Source organism: Aeromicrobium sp. (assembly GCF_014378035.1).
Classification (GTDB): Bacteria; Actinomycetota; Actinomycetes; order Propionibacteriales; family Nocardioidaceae; genus Aeromicrobium.
This window is the reverse complement of the sequence record NZ_JACMOM010000378.1, coordinates 1-19,006: the sequence shown is the minus strand read 5'-3', so window position 1 is coordinate 19,006 and position 19,006 is coordinate 1. Positions and strand designations below refer to the sequence as shown.

Genomic DNA, 19,006 nt, shown 5'->3' with positions numbered 1-19,006 from the left:
GGGACGTGAGAGGCCCCGGCCCCCCGCGAACGGGGTGCCGGGGGGTCAGATCACGAAACGACAGCGAGGGCGTCGCGAGCGGACAGGATGAGGTACTCCTGGCCGTCGTACTTGACCTCGGTGCCGCCGTACTTGCTGAAGATGACCTTGTCGCCGACGGCGACATCGAGAGGAACGCGGTTGCCGTTGTCGTCGACCCGACCGGGGCCCACTGCAATGACGTTGCCTTCCTGCGGCTTCTCCTTGGCGGTGTCTGGAATGACCAGACCCGATGCGGTGGTCTGCTCTGCTTCGACAGCCTGGATGACCAGACGGTCTTCGAGCGGCTTGATGGTGACCGACACGTGTCGACCTCCCCTTTCAACGGTGGAACATTGGATGCGGGTGGGCACGCCGTCGCGGGGGTCGTGCTCACCGATGCTGGCAATCTCAAGGAGAGAATGCTCACGTGAAACGTAGCACGCCGCTGGCACTCGCCCCATGGGAGTGCTAACGGGACGCACGCGTCGGTCAGGCACTCGGCTCTCGCTACTGTCTCCTGCATGGATCCGGAGACCTTTGCGCAGCTCCTGTCTCCCACCGGACAGCTCCTGCTCCGCGAGGTGTCCGAGCGGGCGGGAGTCGAGAGCGATCTGGGTCTCGGCACGCGACTGCGCAAGACCCATGCGCCCGGGCTCGTCGCCGGAGCCGTCACCCAGAACCACCTTCGGGGCAAGGCCCAGGCGAAGTTCGGCGGCGATGCTGCCCGGATGTACTTCACGCACGAGGCACTCGAGCAATCGACGCGGTCGACGGTCGCGACGCACCGGGCCGAGCGGCTGGCTGCGAGCGGTGCGGATGCCGTTGTCGATCTGGGCTGCGGCATCGGCGGTGATCTTGTCGCGTTCGCCCGAGCCGGTCTGGCCGTGCGCGGGGTCGAGCTCGACCCCGTGCGCGCAGCCATCGCAGCGGCCAACCTTGACGCGCTGGGGCTCGCGGGGGAGATCATCTGCGCCGATGCTCGCAGCGTCGACGTGCGTCCCGACGAGGTCGCCTTCATCGATCCGGCCCGCCGCGACGGCCGCGGCCGCACGTTCTCGACCGGAGACCTTCAGCCGCCGTGGGACTGGGTGAAGCAACGGCTGGAGGGCCGCGCCGTCGCCAAGCTGATGCCGGGGCTCGCACACGATGCCGTGCCGCACGGTGTGGAGGCCGAGTGGGTAAGCGACCGTGGCGACCTCGTCGAGGCGTGCCTGTGGGGCGCTCCGTTCGCCACAGCATCGCGCCGCGCGACGGTGCTGCCGTCCGGGGCCGGGCTCGTGGCCACGGGCGAACCGGCCGCGGTGGCCGAGGCGGGTGCCTACCTCTACGAGCCCGACGATGCCGTCATCCGATCCGGCCTCGTCGGCGAGCTGGCGTCGACGATCGGCGGCTGGCTCACCGACGCCCACATCGCCTACATCAGCTCTGACCGCGCTGATCCGACACCGCTCGCACGCGGGTTCCGCATCATCGATGAGCTCCCGTTCCGCGAGAAGCCATTGCGGGCCGCGTTGCAGGTGCGCCGTGTGGGGACGCTGACCATCAAGAAACGTGGCGTCGACATCGTCCCCGAGGAGCTGGTGCGCCGCATGAAGCTGAAAGGCCCCCACAAGGCCCTGGTGATCATGACGCGGGTCCAGGGCGAAGGGCGGGCCTTCCTGGTGGAACGCCTCTGACCCCACGACACGATGTCCACGAATTCGCGCCTCGAGCACCTTTCGTCGACCAATTCGATGGAGATTCGGTGCCTCACCTGCCACTTCTCGGGGAGCGGGTGGGTCGTTACGCTCCCAGCATGCGGATCGACCTCAACGCCGACCTCGGCGAGTCGTGGCCTCGATGGACGTCGGGGGAGGATCTGGCGCTGCTCGACGTGGTCACCAGTGCCAACATCTGCTGCGGCGCCTACGCCGGTGACGAGGACCTCATGCGCGCGACGTGCGAAGCCGCCGTTGCCCGCGGCGTCGCCATCGGCGCGCAGGTCGGCTACCCCGATCGCGACAACTTCGGCCGCCTCTTCCTGGACATGCCATCGGCCGACCTGACGGCAGAGATCATGAGCCAGATCTCGCTCCTCGACGACGTCGCCGGCTCCGTCGGTGGCACCGTCACCTACGTCAAGCCGCACGGTGCGCTCTACAACGCGATCGTCGACCACGACAGGCAGGCGCATGCGGTCGTCGAAGCCCTGCACGGGCTCGCGGTCACGCGTTCTCTGCTCGGCCTGCCTGGTTCGGTGTCACTCGGCATCGCCGACGCGCGCGGCATCCCGACCGCCCTCGAGGGCTTCGCCGACCGTGCCTACACGCCAGACGGACGCCTCGTCCCACGACGGGAGCCGGGAGCCCTGCTCACCGACGTCGACTCGGTCGCCACCCAGGCAGTACAGCTGCTCGGAAACGTGGCGTCGGTCTGCGTGCACAGCGACAGCCCCGGCGCTGTCGGCCTGGCTCGTGCTGTGCGCGCCGCGCTGCTGGCAGCGGGCGCCGACGTGAGGAGCATGGACGCGTGAGGACACTCCCCTACGGCGACGCCGCCATGCTCCTCGATTGCGAGTCGCTGGATGAGGCCCAGCGCTGGTTCGCCGCCCTGCATCCGCAGGTCGACTCGGTGCTCGGCGCCCGCAGCGTGCTCCTGCGCGGCGATCCGCGCAGCCTGCGTGCGCTCGTCGCAGCGACGACCCCAGGCTCCTCTGCTGCGATCGACCAGGTCGCCGAGCTCGAGGTGCCGGTCGTGTACGACGGCCCCGACCTGGCGGACGTCGGCCGACTCACCGGGCTCGGCGAGGACGGGGTCGTCGCCGCGCACACCGGCTCTCGGTGGACGGTGGCATTCGGCGGCTTCGCTCCCGGTTTCTCGTACCTCGTCGGAGGCGACCCACGCCTGGAGGTGCCCCGGCGGCCGTCGCCGAGAGCATGCGTCCCGGCCGGCTCGGTCGGCCTCGCCGGTGAGTTCAGCGGCGTCTACCCACGAGAGTCGCCGGGCGGGTGGCAGCTGCTCGGTCGGACCACGCTGACGTTGTGGGACAGCGAGCGCGCCGATCCGGCTCTGCTGGCCGCCGGGATGACTGTCCGTTTCGTCGCGCAACGATGAGCTTCGTGGTCGAGCTGCCCGGACTGCTCAGCCTCGTCGAGGACGGGGGACGAACCGGCCTCGGACATCTCGGCGTCAGCACGTCTGGAGCGTTCGACCGCCCAGCGCTTCGGCAGGCCAACATCCTGCTCGGCAACGACCCCTGCGCCGCTGTGATCGAGGTGCTTGGCGGAGGTCTGCTGCTGCGAGCCGAGTCGGCCCACATGATCGCCATGACCGGGGGAGTCGGCCCGCTCGACATCGATGGCGAGCCGGCAGCGCATGGTCGGGCCATCCCGATCCGCGCCGGGCAGAGGCTTCGCCTCGGCACGATCGCCGCCGGCGTGCGGACGTACGTCGGCGTGGCTGGGGGTCTTGCCGCTGCGCGGGAGCTCGGCTCGGCGTCGGCCGACACCCTTGCCGGCCTCGGCCCAGCGCCGCTCGCGGTGGGCGACACCCTCGCGGTGGGCGTCGCGCGCCCCTCCCCCGACCTCGAAGACATCCCCTCGCTCCTGCGCGGCGGGGACCTCAGCGTCGACGTGGTTCTCGGACCACGAGACGGCTGGTTCACTCCCGAATCCGTGCGCCTGCTGCTCGAGTCGGCATGGCAGATCGGGTCGGACTCGAACCGGGTCGGCATCCGCCTGACCGGCCCCGTGCTCGAACGCGCGCGCGCCGAGGAGCTGCCCAGCGAAGCGTGCGCGCGAGGCAGCATCCAGGTCGCCTCCGATGGCGGCCCCATCGTCTTCGGGCCCGATCATCCGGTCACCGGGGGCTATCCGGTCATCGCGGTGGTGGTCGACGCACACACCGATCGGTTGGCCCAGGCACGGCCCGGGCAGACGCTGCGCTTTCGAGTCGAACCCACCAGACGTCCGCGCTGGGAGTGACGCACTTGTGGTTTCCGCCGGCGTGTCGCCTCAAGACCGTCACTCCCAGCGGGGGCGGGAGGGATGCGGCTAGGCGGCGACGATCTGGGTGACCGGCAGGCTCGAGTCGGCGGGCAGGTCCAGCGATGACGGTGGCAGACCGCGCCGTACGACCTCGGCCCCCAACGCGGCGACCATGGCTCCGTTGTCGGTGCACAGACCCATGCGCGGCACCCGGATCTCGATGCCAGCCTTTGCCGCGCGTTCCTCGGCGAAGTGGCGCAGGCGTGCGTTGGCCGCCACCCCTCCGCCGATGATGAGGGTGTCGACGTCATGAGCGAGACAAGCGGCGATGGCCTTCCGGGTGAGCACGTCGCACACCGCGTCCTGGAAGGACGCCGCGACGTCGGCAACGACAAAACCCCGACCCATCCGCTGCTCGTGCTGGACATGGCGCGCCACAGCGCTCTTGAGACCGGAGAACGAGAAGTCGTAGCGGTGCTTGTCAAGGTCGCGGCCACCTGTGAGACCGCGCGGGAAGCGCACGGCGGTCGGGTCACCCCCGCGAGCGACGCGGTCGACGTGCGGGCCACCGGGGTAGGGCAGGCCCAGCAGCCGGGCGACCTTGTCGAACGCCTCACCCGCGGCATCGTCGATGCTCTGCCCGAGCAGGGTGATGTCGGTGGCGATGTCGTCCACCAGCAAGATCTCGGTGTGCCCGCCGCTCACCAGCAGCGCGCCCACCCGACGGTCGAATCGTCCGTGCTCGAGCTGGTCGACCGCAACGTGGGCGGCGAGATGGTTGACGCCGTAGAGCGGCTTGTCGTGCGCGAGCGCGAGAGCCTTCGCGGCGGCCACGCCCACCAGCAGCGCGCCAGTGAGGCCCGGCCCGCAGGTCACCGCGATCGCGTCGACGTCCTGCACCCTGATGCCCGACTCGCGGTAGGCCTCTTCGAGGGTCGGGACCATCGCCTCGAGGTGGGCGCGGCTGGCGACCTCGGGCACCACCCCGCCGAACCTCACGTGCTGCTCCATGCTGGACGACAGCGCGTGGGCGAGCAGCTCGGTGCCCCGGACGATGCCCACACCGGTCTCGTCGCACGACGACTCGATGCCCATCACCAGCGGTTCGCTCACTCACCCAGTGTCTCAGGCCCACGCTGTTTCAGGCCCGCGGAGTGCCAGGGTCGAGGTGTGGCACGGCCGGGCACCCTCCGGCTGAGCGCGATGGCTGACGGCTCAACCGGGGACAGAGGAACCGACCTGACAGGGTGGGGTCATGGCCCGTACCGATACTCCCCCAGCCGGCGACGAACGCGCAGTGATGATGCAGATGCTGGAGTACGTCCAACAGACAGCACTGTTCAAGGTCCGCGGGCTCAGCCAGGAGCAGGCCCGCCATGCGCCCGTCACGACGTCGCCGCTGACCAACCCGGCGTCGGTGCTCAACCATCTGCGGTGGAACGAGCACTACTGGGTCGAGGTCGTCCTGCTCGGTGGCGAGGACCGCGCCCCGTGGAGCGACGAGCGGCCCAACGGCGAGATGGACGACGGCCTGACGCTACCGCTCGACGACATCATCGCCGGCTACAGCGAGCAGGTGCAGCTGACTAGACGGATTCTCGCGGATCTCGATCTCGACACCGAGTCGGCCGATGCGCTCAGCGACTTCCATCCCAACGTCCGATGGGTCATCGCCCATCTCATCGAGGAGACGTCGCGGCACAACGGCCACCTCGACCTGCTGCGCGAGATGGCCGACGGCTCGACGGGCTCCTAGGGTCTACTCGGAGACGGTGACGCGGCGGTCGAATGCGACGTAGTTGCTGAAGTCCTGACCGACCCGGTCGAACGAGGACGGGATCGGCTCGGGGTACGACCAGCCACCATCGGCGAGGACGTCGTCGCCGATGCCGACGTTGAAGTACTGGGTGTCGCCCTTCCACGGGCAGTGGTAGGCCTTGGGGCTCTTCTCGAACGCTCCTTCGGTGAGGCTCGCGGGCGGGAAGTACCAGTTGCCCTCGATCTTGACGAGATCTTCTTCCGGGGCCTCGGCGACGACGGTGTTCCCGATGACTGCCTTCATGACTGCTCCTTCTTCGCGGCACGCGCGGCCGCCCTGGCGACAAGTTCTTCCTCGTCAAGTCTGGCAGCATCCTGCAATGTTGGCGCGGTACCACCATGGCGGGCCGGCGCCCACCATTGCCCCTTCGGGCTGATGGGGTAGGCGGCGATGGCCTCGTCGAGCAGGACGCTCATGGCCACACGCAGCTGCGCGGTCTCGGCGACAGGGTCTGCACCGGTGACCTCGAGCGGCGCACCGACGTGAAGGGCGATGGTCTTGCCGCGCCCCTTCACGTCTGGCTCGTGATCCTTCGTCTTGAGCAGCTGGGTGCCCCACGTGACCATCGGGATGAGGGGCACACCCGCCTCGGCCGCCATGCGCACGGCACCGGTCTTGAGCCCCTTGATCTCGAAGGACCGACTGATCGTCGCCTCGGGGAAGATGCCGACGATCTCGCCGTTGCGGGCATACTCCACGGCGGCATCGTAGGAGGCCTGGCCATTGTCGCGGTCGACCGAGATGTGGTGGAACGATCGCATGACAGGTCCGGAGACCGGGTGGTCGAACGCGTCCTTCTTCGCCATGAAGCGCACCAGTCGTCCGCTGGGCTGGGCCGCAAGCCCATCGAAGATGAAGTCGACGTAGCCAATGTGGTTGGCCGCAAGGATCGCGCCGCCGGAGCGCGGAATGTTCTCGGTGCCGGACAACTGGAACTTCATGCCGAGGAGCTTGAACAGCATCTTCGCCGTCACGATCGTGGCGGGGTAGGTGTAGTCGCGCATCAAATCAGCCTAGTGGACGCGCGCACCGGTCGGCGAGGATCTGAGGTCAGTCCTCGACAATGTGGACGGCGGCTTCTTCGGCGCTGGCCGCGGCCCCATCGATGCCGACGTCGTCTCCGATGAGATCGCTCTCCGTGTCGGGACCAGAGCCCTCGTCGGGGTCGACGAGGCGTCCGGCCCGTGCAGCGCCGACCTCGCCGTCGTCGAGGATCTCTTTGTCGCCCTCGTCGTACGGGTCGACGTCGGGCACCTCTTGGGCGATGCGCTGGTCGAGGCTCTCTCCCTCGAGCGCCTCGTCGGCGGTCGTGCCGAAGCCCTCACCAGGCGACCACTTCTCGGCTGGCGAGTAGCCCTCGTCGAGAACGTCGTCGACACCGCGGTCGACGAGGGTGTCCTCGGACTGGAGCTGATCGAGGTTGTCGGACTCGTCGGGCAGGTCGTCTGGCGTCTGCGTCATGACCCTAGCCTCGCATGCCTGACCGGATGGGCAAGATAGGCGTCGATCTTGACCTCCATCGGGTGGCTGGAACGCGGCGGACACCTGAGCGAGCTGTCGTTCCCCTTCATCACGCGCCCCCGTCGGCCTCTGTCCGGTCAGGTTCCATCGCCGCCTCCATGACGAGCGAGTCTGCCCCGTCCGGGTAGTAGCGGCGGCGCCGGCTGATGATGACGAACCCCAGGGACGTGTAGAGGGTCATCGCCGCCTGGTTGTCGTCGGCGACCTCGAGCAACATCCGGGACGCGCCCTCGTGCCGCGCGCTTCGTGTCAGCTCGGCCAGCAGGGCGCGCGCCACACCCTGACGACGGGCACCGGCAAGCACGGCGATGCGGTGCAGGTCTGCGACGTCGTCGATCACTGAGATCGACCCGTAAGCCACGATCGAGTCGGCCTGCTCGTCGACGAGGACGGTGCGTCGATGCCCCTCGATCTCGGCACGCACGAGGCCAGGGCTCCACGCCGCACCTGCGAAGCACTCACGTTCGACGTGGGCGACGGCATCCACGTCACCGGTGCCGGCGAGACGGATCATGCGCGCTTGAGGATGCCTTGGGGAACGGCGTCGGGACGTCGAAGGTAGAGCGGTTCGAGGGAAAGCTCGTGCGCCCTGCCACCCACGACGAGTGCAGCGAGGGCCGACGCCCGGGGGTCGTTGGCGTCACCCGCCGCATGCAACACGCCGTCGTAGAGGTGCGCGCCCCGCCCGTAGACCGGTAGATCGGGATGCTGGGCAGCGAGATCGGCCGGGGTTGAGACGTGGGGACCGTCGAGCCGGGAGTGGTCAGCGCCGTAGCGGGCCCAGTAGACCTCCTTGCGGCGCGCATCCGTGGCCACGAGCAGCTCCCCCTCGACCTGGATGTCGGCGGCGACGATGTCGAGGGTGCAGACGCCGTGAGTCGTGAGGCCGAGCGTGGAGCCCAGTGTCAGAGCCGTGACGACACCCACTCGCAGCCCGGTGAACGGCCCGGGGCCCACGCCGACGGCGACATCGGTGAGGTCGGCCATGGTGGCACCGGCCTGCGCCACGGCGTCGCGGATGGCTGGTGCGAGCAGCTCGCCATGTGCCATGGCACCCACCCCGGATGCCTCGCCGACGACCCGCAGACCGTCGTGCACGGCGACTGTGATGACAGGTGTGGCGGTGTCGAAGGCAAGCAGGAGCACGCCCGCAGCCTAACCGCCGCCTGGGGCGACGGGTCAGCCCAGGAGGGTCGAGCGGAGTGGCACCCCGACCCAGCGAGGGCCGTTGGGCTTGACCGTGACGACCCGAGGTTCGGAATCGGCGACGTCGGCACCGTCGTGAGGCGTGCCGACGGGGTCGATCGGCCGCACGCCACGCACCTCGATGCGGATGTGGAGCCAGCTGTCGGAGAGCTGCTCGGCCATGCCGTCGCCCCACTCGACGACGGTGACGGCTTCATCCGTCGTGGCATCCAGGTCGATGTCGTCGATCTCCACGGCGTCGCCGAGCCGGTAGGCATCGACATGGACGAGCGGCGGTCCGCCCACGAGAGACGGGTGGGTGCGCGCGATGACGAATGTCGGCGAGGTGATCGGTCCGCGAACCCCCAGCGCGTCGCCGAGGCCCTGTGTGAACGTCGTCTTGCCGGCTCCCAGATCACCCGAGAGCACCAACAGGTCCCCTGCGCGCACGAGGGTGGCCAGCCGCGCCGCGAGCCCATGCATCGCCTCCGGCGTGGGCACCTCGCGGGCGAGCCACAGCGTCTTGCCGAACTCGATGAACGGCTCGTCGCGTCCTACCGGGTGGTACCGCCGGCGGGCCCAGAACTGCACGGTCTCGGGTAGCTCTTCGCGCACGTCGAGCCAGATGCCGTCCTTGCCGCGCTCTTCAGCGGTGTCCTCGGCCACCCCGAGCATCGCCGAGGCGACGCCGCGGGTCTGGATGTCGGGGTCGACACACACCCTGCGGAGCCCGAGCTGGCCGGGACGCGACTCGTCGAAGAGCATCGCCCCCATCGGGAGTCCGCGCCGCTCGACGAGCAGCCCGCCTGACGAGGCGAGCACCGCGGCAACCGACTCCACAGTGTCGTCGAGGGCCGTCGACGGCGGGTCGAGCGTCGGCCGTGCCCCGAAGGAGCGGTGGATGATGTCGACGATCGCACCTGCGTGCTCGGGACCGGCATCGATGACGTCGAGCGCCCTGATCATGAGATGCGCTCCAGGAGGTCGGCAATGGTTTTGGTGACGCGTTGGTGGTCCTCGAAGGGGACCATGTGGCCCGCGCCGTCGACGATGACGAGCTTGGCGCCCGATATCACCTCGGCGAGCCGGCGGCTGTGCTTGATCGGGGTGAGCATGTCGGCGGTGCCACCGATGATGACGGTGTCAGCCCTCCCGAGTGCCTTGAGGCCCGCCGTGAGATCGAGACCGACGAAGTTGGAGTAGAAGTCCATCAGCACGTGGGTCGGCGCGCGCAGGATCATCTCGTTGGTCATGTCGACGTGGCGCTCCTGCGCGTCGGGGCCGAGACCCCAGCGCTGGACAACCGTGTAGCTGTTGAACGAGCGCCCCCAGTCGAGCACCGGCGAGGCGATTCGAAGCAGCGGGATGAGGTGTCGCAGGCCGGGACTGCTCCGCATCAGGCGGCCGGCACTCGTGCCGATCAGGACGACGCCCTTGACCCGCCCGCCGAAGAGTCCGGGGTCGGTGACGGCGAGCTCCATGATCGCCATACCGCCCATCGAGTGACCGACGAGGATGACCGGGCCCCGGGGCACCTCGGCCCTGATGATCGTCCGCAGGTCGTCGGCGAGATGCGGGATCGAGGAGCTGTCGTGGTAAGACCGCCCGGAAAGACCGTGCGACCGAAGGTCGAAGAACACCATCCGCACCTGCCCCCGCAGAGCGAGCCGCTGGTAGTGCCACACGTCGAGCGTCTCGACCCAGCCGTGCACGAAGACGATCGTCGGGGTCTTGCGTTCCCCCTCGTCGACCTCGACGTTGAGAGCCACCCCGTCGGTGGCGCTGACCACGTGCCGACCGCTGTGCACCGAGCCGAACTCGACGTCCTCGCCACGGCGGAGCCGACGCTGCTGCCGCTGCCGTCCGCTGAGGAGGGTCGCCGCAACCCCGGCGATGACGAACGCCCCAGCCGTCGAGGCGACCTTCACTGATCTGCTCATGATTCTCCTCGGTACGACCGCTCGATCCGTCCGCCGAGTCGCGTCACCACTTCGTAAGCGATGGTCCCGGCGGCAGCAGCCCAGTCCTCGGCGGTCGGCTCACCGTCGGTGCCGGGGCCGAACAGCGTGACGAGGTCGCCGCGTCTCGCGTCGGCATCACCGAGGTCGACGACGAGCTGATCCATGCAGATCGCTCCCCTGACGGGTGCCCGGCGTCCGGCGTGTGCCACCTCGGCCCGGTTCGATGCGGTGCGCGCGATGCCTTCCGCATAGCCCATCGGGACGAGTCCGAGGGTCGTGTCGCTCGTGGCGGTCCAGGTATGGCCGTACGAGACGCTGGCTCCGGCGGGTACCCGCTTCACCGCCGCGAGACGTGCCCGCAACGTCAACACCGGCGTGAGGTCGGCCTGGTGGACGAGCCGCGGGTCGGGATTGATCCCGTACGCCGCGATGCCGATGCGAACCAGGTCGAAGTGCGCCGTGGGACGCGTGAGGGTGGCCGCCGAGTTGCTCAGGTGACGCACTGCAGGCTCGACGCCGGCCCGAGCGAGCTCGGCGACGGCGGCGCGGAAGACGCGTTCCTGCTCGTCGTTGGCCGGATGGTCCGGTTCGTCTGCGCACGCGAAGTGTGACCAGACGCCGGTGATCTCGGCGGCGCCGGAGGACTGCGCAGCGGCAGCGCCGTCGACGAGGGATGGCCACTGGTCGCCGTGCGCACCGTTGCGGGAGAGCCCTGTGTCGACCTTCAGCTGGACCTTCGGACGTGCGGAGGCTGGCGCGGCAAGGATCTCGGAGAGCTGCTCGGACGACGATGCGGTGACCTCGATGCCAGCGTCGATGGGACTGGCGAAGTCGGCGCCGGGGCTGGCGAGCCAGCACAGCACCGATCCCGTGTCGCCTCCGGGGCGCAGGGCGAGCGCCTCATCGATCGTCGCAACACCCAGCCACTCGGCGCCGGCGTCGCGGGCCGCCCGGGCCATCGGCAGCATGCCGTGGCCGTAGGCATCGGCCTTGACGACTGCCATGAGCGCGGACGCGGGCGCGCACGCGGCAAGAGCGGCGATGTTGGCGCGAAAGGCATCCAGATCGATGACCGCCTCTGCCTGCGGGCCGGTCACGGCAGACCACGTCCGTGCCCGGGGGCGGAGGTGAGCAGGAACGACGCGACGGTCGACGGCAGCGCTCTGGCGACGTCCGACGCAGTGATGGGGCCGCCGGGGTTGGCATGGATGCTGGCCGTGCCGTGCAGGAAGGCCGCGAGCGAGCCGGCGTCGCGTGCGTCGAGCCCGGCAGCGAGCAGGGAGCCGGCGAACCCAGCCAGGACGTCGCCCGCACCGGCGGTGCCGAGCCAAGGCGAACCGCTGCGATTGACGCGGGTGGGCGATCCGGTGTGCGCGACGACGGTGCGGCGTCCTTTCAGCAGCACGGTCGCGTTCCACCGCTCGGCGGCACGCTGAGCGTGGGCCAGTGGGTCTGCCTCGACGCTCTCCCGATCGGTGCCCAGCATGGCTGCCAGCTCGCCCGCATGGGGCGTCAGCAGTGCCGGGACGTCGAAGGACGCAGGGAGGTGCTGGAGCGCGCTCGCGTCGACCACGACCGGCACCCCGTCCTCGAGTGCCATCTGAAGCCGGACCCCGGCATCGCCGCCACCGCCGGGCCCCACGACCCACACCTGGACGCGCGCCCGACCGGCGACCACCTCGGGCGCCCGCTCGACGATGCGTCGGCTGAGCTCGGCACTGCCGACGAACCGCACCATGCCGGCCAGTCCGGACTGGGCCCCGGCGACGCACAGGTGCGCGGCGCCAGCGTACTGCTCGGAGCCGGCGGCGACGCCGACCACGCCGCGCGTGTACTTGTGCGACGCCGCTCCCGGTACCGCCGGTGCCAGGAGGCTGCCGTCCGAGGCCTCGATCGCCTCGACAGATGGAGCGGGGAGGTGCTCGGCTAGCCCGATGTCGACGAGCGTGACTGACCCGGCTGCACCCGCCGCCGGGTCCAGGAGCAGTGCATTCTTGTACGTGCCGAGGGTGATGGTCGCGTCTGCCCTGACGTACGACCCCGGCAGCGTCGCGCCATCGACGTCGACGCCGGAAGGCACGCCGACGGCCACCGTGTGGGGTCGGTGATCGTCGATCCACTCAGCCCAGGCGGCGGGGGTGCCGCTGAGTCCCCCTGGGCGTGCGCCGATGCCGAAGATGGCGTCGAGGCAGAAGCGTTGCCCGGTGGGCTCGCGCACGACCTGTGCCCCGGCGCCGCGCGCAGCGGCCAGCCCTTCGGCGTGCGACCTCGACTCGTCAAGCAGGCAAAGATCAACCCGGACCCCGCGGTCGAGCAGGTGCACGGCCGCGAACAGTGCGTCGCCGCCGTTGTTGCCCGGCCCGATGAGCATCACCACGAGGTCGCCGGCAGCGAGGACGTCGAGCGCGTCGGCCAGGCCCCGCGCGGCCCGTCGCATCAGCTCGCCCTCGGGGAGTGTCGCGGCGAGGGACTTCTCCGCGGCACGGATGTCTTCGACGCGGTGCGCCGTCAGCACTCCGCCACCACGAAAGCCGTTGCCACGCTGGTGTCGTGCGAGATCGAGAGGTGCGTCGCGGTGATGCGAAGCTCCTTGGCCCGGTCGAGGGCTGCACCGTGGAGACGGAAGCTCGGCGCTCCACCAACAGCGGTGACGACCTCGATGTCCTGCCACGACATGCCTGCGGGTGCCTTCAGCGCCTTGACGAAAGCCTCCTTGGCGGCGAAGCGACCGGCCAGAGACTCCAGCGCCAGACCGGCCTCGCCGTCGGTGAACAGGCGATGGCGCAGCGTCGGAGTGCGCTCGAGCGTCTCGGCGAACCTGGGGATGTCGACGACATCGACCCCGATGCCGAAGATCATTCGACCGTGACCGACTTGGCCAGGTTGCGCGGCTGGTCGACGTCGTGGCCGAGCTGGCTGGCGAACTCGCTGGCGAAGATCTGCAGCGGGACCGTGGCCACCAGCGGTTGCAGCAACGTCGGCACGCGGGGCAGGCGGATGAGGTGGTCGGAGTAGGGCACGACGTCGTCGTCACCGTCCTCCGCCAGGACGATCGTGCGCGCTCCACGAGCCCGGATCTCCTGGATGTTGCTGACGGTCTTCTCCTGCAGCTGGTCGCGTCCCCTGGGCGGCACGATGACGAACACCGGCAGGCCCTCCTCGATCACGGCGATCGGGCCGTGCTTGAGCTCGCCCGCCGCAAACCCCTCCGCGTGTATGTAGGCGAGCTCCTTGAGCTTGAGCGCACCCTCGAGGGCCACGGGGTAGCCGACGTGACGGCCGAGGAACAAGATCGAGCGCGACCCGGAAAGCTCGGCGGCGAGCTTGCGCACCTGGTCGGCCTCGTCGAGCATGCGCTGGATGCCGGTCGGGGTCTTCTCCAGCTCGCCGATGATGCTGGCGATCTCGTCGCCGTACTTGACGCCCTTGATCTGTGCGAAGTAGAGCGCCAGCAGGTAGCAGGCCGTGACCTGGGCGAGGAAGCCCTTGGTCGAGGCGACGGCGACCTCGGGCCCGGCATGCGTGTAGATCACGGCGTCGGACTCCCGCGGGATCGTCGAGCCGTTGGTGTTGCAGATCGAGAGCACCCGCGCACGCTGCTGGCGCGCGTAGCGGATGGCCATCAGGGTGTCCATGGTCTCGCCGGACTGGCTGATGGTGACCACCAGCGTGCTGCGGTCGAGGATCGGGTCGCGGTAGCGGAACTCCGAGGCGAGCTCGACCTCGCAGGGGATGCGGGTCCAGTGCTCGATCGCGTACTTCGCGACCATCGCCGCGTAGAAGGAGGTGCCCGCGGCGACCACGATGACCTTGTCGACCTCGCGCAGCTCGTCGTCGGACAGTCGCATCTCATCGAGCTGGAGCAGCCCGTCGATCGAGTGCCGCCCGAGCAGGGTGTCAGCGACGGCCTGGGGCTGCTCGTCGATCTCCTTGAGCATGAACCAGTCGAAGCCGCCCTTCTCGGCGGCCGACACGTCCCAGTCGACGTGGTACTCCTTGGTCTCGGCCGGCTCGCCGAAGAAGTCGGTCACCACGACGTCGTCGCGGGTGATCGTCACGACCTGGTCCTGACCGAGCTCGATCGCGTCGCGGGTGTACTCGATGAAGGCGGCGACGTCGGAGCCGAGGAAGTTCTCACCCTTGCCGCGTCCGACGACGAGGGGGGAGTTGCGGCGGGCGCCGATCACGATGTCGGGCCGCTGGGCGTCACAGATGACGAGCGTGAAGGCGCCGCGAAGCCGGCGACAGACCGACCGGACGGCCTCGGCGAGGTCGTCGGTCGACTCGAGCTCGTCGTGCAGGAGGTGCGCGACGGTCTCGGTGTCGGTCTCGGAGACCATCTCGTGACCCGCGGCCTCGAGCTCGGCCCGCAGGGCAGCGAAGTTCTCGATGATGCCGTTGTGGACGACGGCGATGCGCCCCGTGGAGTCGAGGTGCGGGTGCGCGTTGCGGTCGTTGGGTGCACCGTGGGTGGCCCATCGGGTGTGACCGATGCCGGTCGTGCCGTCCGCGATGGGGTTGGCCTTCAGCTCGGCATCGAGGTTGAGCAGCTTGCCTGCCTTCTTGGCCGACGAGATCGTCCCCTCGTGAATCAGCGCCACGCCCCCGGAGTCGTAACCGCGGTACTCCAGACGACGCAATCCACCCATGACGACCTCGAGCGCTGAACGCTCTCCGACATACCCGACGATTCCACACATAGGCTTCAGGGTACCGAGTGGAGGACACCGAGGACGCAGGCGGGAGAATGCTCACATGTCGCGCGACCAGTCACCGTACGTCGAGCTCGAGCGGGCCGCGTGGGCCGAGCTCGCCGGCGATGCTCCCCAACCGCTCAAACCGGTCGAGATCGAGCGGGTCAGGGGACTCGGGGACGCCCTCGACCTGGAGGAGGTGCGCCAGGTCTATCTCCCGATGACCGAGCTCATCAGCCTGCGCGTCCGTCACGCCGGCGCCCTCTACGAGTCGACCGAGGCGTTCCTCCACGAGCCGCAGTCTCGCCGCACCCCATTCGTCATCGGTATCGCCGGCTCAGTGGCGGTGGGCAAGTCGACCACAGCGCGCCTGCTCCGCGAGCTGTTGTCGCACTCTCCGGAGCATCCCCACGTCGAGCTGGTCACCACCGACGGGTTCCTGTTCCCCAATGCCGAGCTCGAACGCCGCGGCATCCTCGACCGCAAGGGTTTCCCTGAGTCCTACGACCGCAAGGCGCTCCTACGGTTCGTCATGGAAGTCAAGTCCGGCGTCGAGGTCGTCACCGCGCCGGTCTACTCCCACCTGACTTACGACCGCACCGACGAGGTCGTCACCGTCAAGACGCCCGACATCATCATCGTTGAGGGCCTCAACGTCTTGGCGCCGGCGCGCACGCGCGGTGACGGCAGCCCGGGGTTGGCGATCAGCGACTTCTTCGACTTCTCGATCTATGTCGACGCGTCCAGCAAGGACATCCGCCGGTGGTACGTCGAGCGGTTCCTCAGCCTGCGCAAGACCGCGTTCGCCGACCCCGCGTCATACTTCCACCGCTACAGCGCGTTCACCGACGACGAGGCGGTTGGCAGGGCGGGCGAGCTGTGGGACACGATCAACTGGCCCAACCTGCGCGAGAACATCCAGACCACCCGCGGCCGCGCGTCGCTCGTGCTGCGCAAGGGCCCCGACCACGACGTGAGCTGGGTCCGCCTCCGCAAGCTCTGACGCTCACCTCTCCCACTTCAGGTCCCCTCTCCGCCGAGCGTGCGCCGAAAGGCATACGAGCTCAGAGCTCGCGGATGAACTCCCCGAGCCAGCCGACCTGACGGAACCCCATCGCCTCGTTCACGGCAATCATCGGGCCGTTGCTGCCGGCGTTGTACGTGTGGACGTAGGAGCGCCCCACCAGAAGGTCCTGCGCCACCCGCATGGCCTCGACCTTGATGCTGAGGCCAAGGCCATGACCTCGATGTTCCCGCAGGACGAGAGTGTCCCACTGGAAGGCGTCCGAGCCCTCGTCCACCGAGACCACGAGCTGGGTGTGCCCTGCCAACCGGCCGTCGGGCCCGATCGCGACGACGACCTGCCGGTGCCGGCGCTGTGTCATCAGCAGCTCTTCTTCGGAACGGACTCGGGCAGCGTCGAAGTACTCGTTCTCGAGCGGGTAGTCGCCCGTGGGCGCCTCCTGCACGATCAGCGCGAGCAGGGTGGCGTACTCATCGATCCACTCCACGGGGCACGGACCACGCCACGAGCGGAGTTGGTAGCCGTCACGGACCGGCGCGTCCGGCATCGTCGCAGGGAGGTCGAGCACGCGGTGCGCGTCGGCGAGGTCAAGTCGGAAACCCATCCTCTCGGCGAAAAGGGTGTTCCCTGACCCCTCCATCTCCACGTTCCACCGTGCCTCGGCAAACAGGGTGCGACGCCCCCGGCTGCGGGCCATCTCGACGAACGCTCCGATGACGGCCGTACCGTGCCCGCAACGACGGTGCGCGGGCACGATGTGGGCGCTGACGTAGGCGAGGGTCCCGTTGTCCTTCAGCGGCATCTCGATGATGCCGACACCGCCGACCGTGCCGTCGGCCTCCCTCACCAGCACTCCCCGCAGATCGACGTAGCCCGCATCGTCGAGGAGCTCGGCGCGCTGCTCGTGCGCCTCGTACGGGCGGTCCCACTGCGAGTCGTGCGCGGCCGTGTAGGCGGCATGGAACTCACCGAACTGCGCGTCGTCGGTCGGATCGAGCCACTCGAGGGTCCTCATGCGCATGAGTCTAGGAAGCCACCCCCGCCATCGACGTCACACTCAGCCGGGGACGTCGGTCGAATGGCGAAAAAGGTCAGAGCGCCAGCGTGGAGCGCACGATGCCAGCGAGGTGGTCGGCGATCTCGGCCGCCTCCTCGTGCGTCGAGGCCTCGACCATGACTCGCACGAGCGGCTCGGTGCCAGACCGCCGCAGCAGCACCCGTCCGGAGTCGCCGAGTCGGGCGTTGGCGATCGCGATCTCGCCCTGCAGCACGGGGTCGACGTCGGCGCGGGCCTTGTCGACACCGGAGACGTTGACGAGCACCTGGGGCAGACGCGTCATGACCGACGCGAGGTCGGCGAGCCGCGTGGCGGTGTCGTGGATGCGTGAGGCCAGATGGACCGCCGTCAGCACGCCGTCGCCCGTCGTGGCGTAGTCGCCCATGATGACGTGACCCGACTGCTCACCGCCCATGTTGAACCCGCCAACACGCATCGCCTCAAGGACGTAGCGGTCGCCGACGGCCGTCTGGATGACGGTGATGTCCGCTGCCGTGAGGGCCTGCACGAACCCGAGGTTGCTCATGACCGTCGCGACGACGGTGTCGTTGGTGAGCCGCCCCGCGTCGCGCGCGGCAATCGCGAGGATGGCCAAGATCTGGTCGCCATCGACGATCGCGCCGGTGGCGTCAACCGCAAGGCACCTGTCGGCATCGCCGTCGAAGGCGAAGCCGGCGTCGGCACCGTGCTCCACGACGGCCTTCTGCAAGTCGTCCAGGTGGGTCGAGCCGCAGTTGAGGTTGATGTTGAGACCGTCGGGCTCAGAGTGGATGGCGATGACCGTCGCCCCGAGCTCCTCGAAGACCTGCGGGCCAACCTCGAAAGCCGCACCGTTGGCACAGTCCAGCACCACGGTGAGCCCCTCGAGCGAGCCGGGTGCCGAAGCCACGAGGTGCCGGATGTAGACGCCCACCCCGGCGTGGCTGTCGCCGATGCGGCCCACCCCTGCGCCGGTCGGCCTGTCCCACGGCTCCTCGAGACGATTCTCGATCAGCAGCTCGAGGTCGTCGTCAAGCTTGAGCCCACCCCGAGCGAGAAACTTGATGCCGTTGTCGGGCATCGCGTTGTGACTCGCGGAGATCATGACGCCCATGTCGGCCTCGAGGAACGACGTGAGGTAGGCCGCACCGGGTGTCGGCACGACGCCGAGACGGTGGACGTCGACCCCTGCAGACGCGAGACCCGCGACCACCGCAGCCTCCAGGAACTCTCCTGAGGCGCGGGGATCGCGGGCAACGACTGCAGTGGGGCGCTGGTCGGCGAAGGCTCCGACCTCGCCGAGGATGTGGGCCGCTGCAACCGCGAGGTCGACGGCGAGCTCGGCGGTCAGATCACGATTCGCGAGTCCACGAACGCCATCGGTCCCAAAGATCCGGCCCACGGGGCGACTAGCGCTTGCTGTACTGCGGAGCCTTACGAGCCTTCTTGAGGCCAGCCTTCTTGCGCTCCTTGATGCGCGAGTCGCGCGTCAGGAGTCCGGCCTTCTTGAGCGCCGGGCGGTTGGCCTCTTCGTCGATCTGGTTGAGCGAGCGGGCCACACCGAGGCGAAGCGCTCCGGCCTGGCCGGTCATGCCACCACCGGTGACGCGCGCGACCACGTCGAAACGGTCGACGAGACCAGTCTCGGCGAAGGCCTCCTTGGCGATCTGCTGGTGCAGCTTGTTCGGGAGGTACTCCTCAAGCGGCTTGCCGTTGACGGTCCAGACGCCGGTGCCCGGAACGATCCGGACTCGGGCGATGGCTTCCTTGCGACGACCGG

General features: G+C 69.1%; 22 protein-coding genes. 6 read left to right on the top strand and 16 right to left on the bottom strand.

Annotated features, from left to right (window positions below):
- Positions 1 to 50: 50 nt before the first annotated feature.
- Positions 51 to 344: a co-chaperone GroES gene (gene groES / locus H7290_RS20100; RefSeq protein WP_290515797.1), complete on the bottom strand. Its 294-nt coding sequence runs from the start codon at positions 342 to 344 to the stop codon at positions 51 to 53.
- Between the two features lie 198 nt (positions 345 to 542).
- On the opposite strand from groES, the gene H7290_RS20095 reads away from it, so the two are divergent.
- The 4 genes from H7290_RS20095 to H7290_RS20080 all read left to right on the top strand — a co-directional run bounded on the left by H7290_RS20095 (position 543) and on the right by H7290_RS20080 (position 3,983).
- Positions 543 to 1,697 carry a class I SAM-dependent methyltransferase gene (locus H7290_RS20095; protein ID WP_290515796.1) on the top strand — a complete coding sequence of 385 codons (1,155 nt, stop codon included), beginning with the start codon at positions 543 to 545 and terminating at the stop codon, positions 1,695 to 1,697.
- Positions 1,698 to 1,816: 119 nt separating this feature from the next.
- A complete protein-coding gene (locus H7290_RS20090; RefSeq protein ID WP_290515795.1) occupies positions 1,817 to 2,533 on the top strand; it encodes a 5-oxoprolinase subunit PxpA in 717 nt (238 codons plus the stop codon).
- The gene (locus H7290_RS20085; RefSeq protein ID WP_290515794.1) at positions 2,530 to 3,114 is read left to right on the top strand and encodes an allophanate hydrolase subunit 1; all 585 of its coding nucleotides are present in this window, start codon (positions 2,530 to 2,532) and stop codon (positions 3,112 to 3,114) included. Before H7290_RS20090 ends, H7290_RS20085 begins: the two co-directional genes overlap by 4 nt.
- Positions 3,111 to 3,983, top strand: coding sequence for a biotin-dependent carboxyltransferase family protein (locus H7290_RS20080; protein WP_290515793.1), 873 nt, complete (start codon positions 3,111 to 3,113; stop codon positions 3,981 to 3,983). The genes H7290_RS20085 and H7290_RS20080 overlap by 4 nt, the downstream gene beginning before the upstream one ends.
- A gap of 69 nt (positions 3,984 to 4,052) precedes the next feature.
- Here the strand turns inward: H7290_RS20080 and tsaD are convergent, their stop codons facing one another.
- Entirely contained in the window at positions 4,053 to 5,099 is a 1,047-nt protein-coding gene (gene tsaD, locus H7290_RS20075) for a tRNA (adenosine(37)-N6)-threonylcarbamoyltransferase complex transferase subunit TsaD (RefSeq protein WP_290515792.1), read from the bottom strand.
- A 142-nt stretch (positions 5,100 to 5,241) separates the two neighbouring features.
- On the opposite strand from tsaD, the gene H7290_RS20070 reads away from it, so the two are divergent.
- Positions 5,242 to 5,742, top strand: coding sequence for a DinB family protein (locus H7290_RS20070; protein WP_290515791.1), 501 nt, complete (start codon positions 5,242 to 5,244; stop codon positions 5,740 to 5,742).
- Between the two features lie 3 nt (positions 5,743 to 5,745).
- On the opposite strand, the gene H7290_RS20065 is transcribed toward H7290_RS20070, so the two are convergent.
- The 11 genes from H7290_RS20065 to glmS all read right to left on the bottom strand — a co-directional run bounded on the left by H7290_RS20065 (position 5,746) and on the right by glmS (position 15,172).
- Positions 5,746 to 6,048, bottom strand: a complete 303-nt coding sequence (locus H7290_RS20065; RefSeq protein ID WP_290515790.1) for a DUF427 domain-containing protein — start codon at positions 6,046 to 6,048, stop codon at positions 5,746 to 5,748.
- Positions 6,045 to 6,809, bottom strand: coding sequence for a 1-acyl-sn-glycerol-3-phosphate acyltransferase (locus H7290_RS20060; RefSeq protein ID WP_290515789.1), 765 nt, complete (start codon positions 6,807 to 6,809; stop codon positions 6,045 to 6,047). Before H7290_RS20060 ends, H7290_RS20065 begins: the two co-directional genes overlap by 4 nt.
- Before the next feature lie 46 nt (positions 6,810 to 6,855).
- Positions 6,856 to 7,266: a DUF5709 domain-containing protein gene (locus H7290_RS20055; protein ID WP_290515788.1), complete on the bottom strand. Its 411-nt coding sequence runs from the start codon at positions 7,264 to 7,266 to the stop codon at positions 6,856 to 6,858.
- Between the two features lie 109 nt (positions 7,267 to 7,375).
- Complete coding sequence (gene rimI, locus H7290_RS20050) at positions 7,376 to 7,840, bottom strand: ribosomal protein S18-alanine N-acetyltransferase (protein ID WP_290515787.1); 465 nt, start codon at positions 7,838 to 7,840, stop codon at positions 7,376 to 7,378.
- Positions 7,837 to 8,472 carry a tRNA (adenosine(37)-N6)-threonylcarbamoyltransferase complex dimerization subunit type 1 TsaB gene (gene tsaB / locus H7290_RS20045; protein ID WP_290515786.1) on the bottom strand — a complete coding sequence of 212 codons (636 nt, stop codon included), beginning with the start codon at positions 8,470 to 8,472 and terminating at the stop codon, positions 7,837 to 7,839. Before tsaB ends, rimI begins: the two co-directional genes overlap by 4 nt.
- Before the next feature lie 33 nt (positions 8,473 to 8,505).
- Positions 8,506 to 9,477, bottom strand: coding sequence for a tRNA (adenosine(37)-N6)-threonylcarbamoyltransferase complex ATPase subunit type 1 TsaE (gene tsaE, locus H7290_RS20040; RefSeq protein ID WP_290515785.1), 972 nt, complete (start codon positions 9,475 to 9,477; stop codon positions 8,506 to 8,508).
- A complete protein-coding gene (locus tag H7290_RS20035) occupies positions 9,474 to 10,451 on the bottom strand; it encodes an alpha/beta hydrolase (protein WP_290515784.1) in 978 nt (325 codons plus the stop codon). The genes tsaE and H7290_RS20035 overlap by 4 nt, the downstream gene beginning before the upstream one ends.
- Complete coding sequence (gene alr / locus H7290_RS20030) at positions 10,448 to 11,569, bottom strand: alanine racemase (protein WP_290515783.1); 1,122 nt, start codon at positions 11,567 to 11,569, stop codon at positions 10,448 to 10,450. The genes H7290_RS20035 and alr overlap by 4 nt, the downstream gene beginning before the upstream one ends.
- Positions 11,566 to 12,987 carry a bifunctional ADP-dependent NAD(P)H-hydrate dehydratase/NAD(P)H-hydrate epimerase gene (locus H7290_RS20025; protein ID WP_290515782.1) on the bottom strand — a complete coding sequence of 474 codons (1,422 nt, stop codon included), beginning with the start codon at positions 12,985 to 12,987 and terminating at the stop codon, positions 11,566 to 11,568. The genes alr and H7290_RS20025 overlap by 4 nt, the downstream gene beginning before the upstream one ends.
- Positions 12,981 to 13,331, bottom strand: a complete 351-nt coding sequence (locus tag H7290_RS20020; RefSeq protein ID WP_290515781.1) for a holo-ACP synthase — start codon at positions 13,329 to 13,331, stop codon at positions 12,981 to 12,983. Before H7290_RS20020 ends, H7290_RS20025 begins: the two co-directional genes overlap by 7 nt.
- Complete coding sequence (gene glmS / locus H7290_RS20015) at positions 13,328 to 15,172, bottom strand: glutamine--fructose-6-phosphate transaminase (isomerizing) (protein ID WP_290515780.1); 1,845 nt, start codon at positions 15,170 to 15,172, stop codon at positions 13,328 to 13,330. Before glmS ends, H7290_RS20020 begins: the two co-directional genes overlap by 4 nt.
- Positions 15,173 to 15,227: 55 nt before the next feature.
- Between glmS and coaA the strand changes: the two genes are divergently transcribed.
- Positions 15,228 to 16,169, top strand: coding sequence for a type I pantothenate kinase (gene coaA, locus H7290_RS20010; protein WP_290515779.1), 942 nt, complete (start codon positions 15,228 to 15,230; stop codon positions 16,167 to 16,169).
- A gap of 61 nt (positions 16,170 to 16,230) precedes the next feature.
- Here the strand turns inward: coaA and H7290_RS20005 are convergent, their stop codons facing one another.
- The 3 genes from H7290_RS20005 to rpsI form a co-directional block, all read right to left on the bottom strand.
- Complete coding sequence (locus H7290_RS20005) at positions 16,231 to 17,205, bottom strand: GNAT family N-acetyltransferase (RefSeq protein WP_290515778.1); 975 nt, start codon at positions 17,203 to 17,205, stop codon at positions 16,231 to 16,233.
- 76 nt (positions 17,206 to 17,281) lie between these two features.
- Entirely contained in the window at positions 17,282 to 18,628 is a 1,347-nt protein-coding gene (gene glmM, locus H7290_RS20000; protein ID WP_290515777.1) for a phosphoglucosamine mutase, read from the bottom strand.
- A 7-nt stretch (positions 18,629 to 18,635) separates the two neighbouring features.
- Positions 18,636 to 19,006: 30S ribosomal protein S9 (gene rpsI, locus H7290_RS19995; protein WP_290515776.1), on the bottom strand; the 371-nt coding region annotated here is incomplete at its 5' end.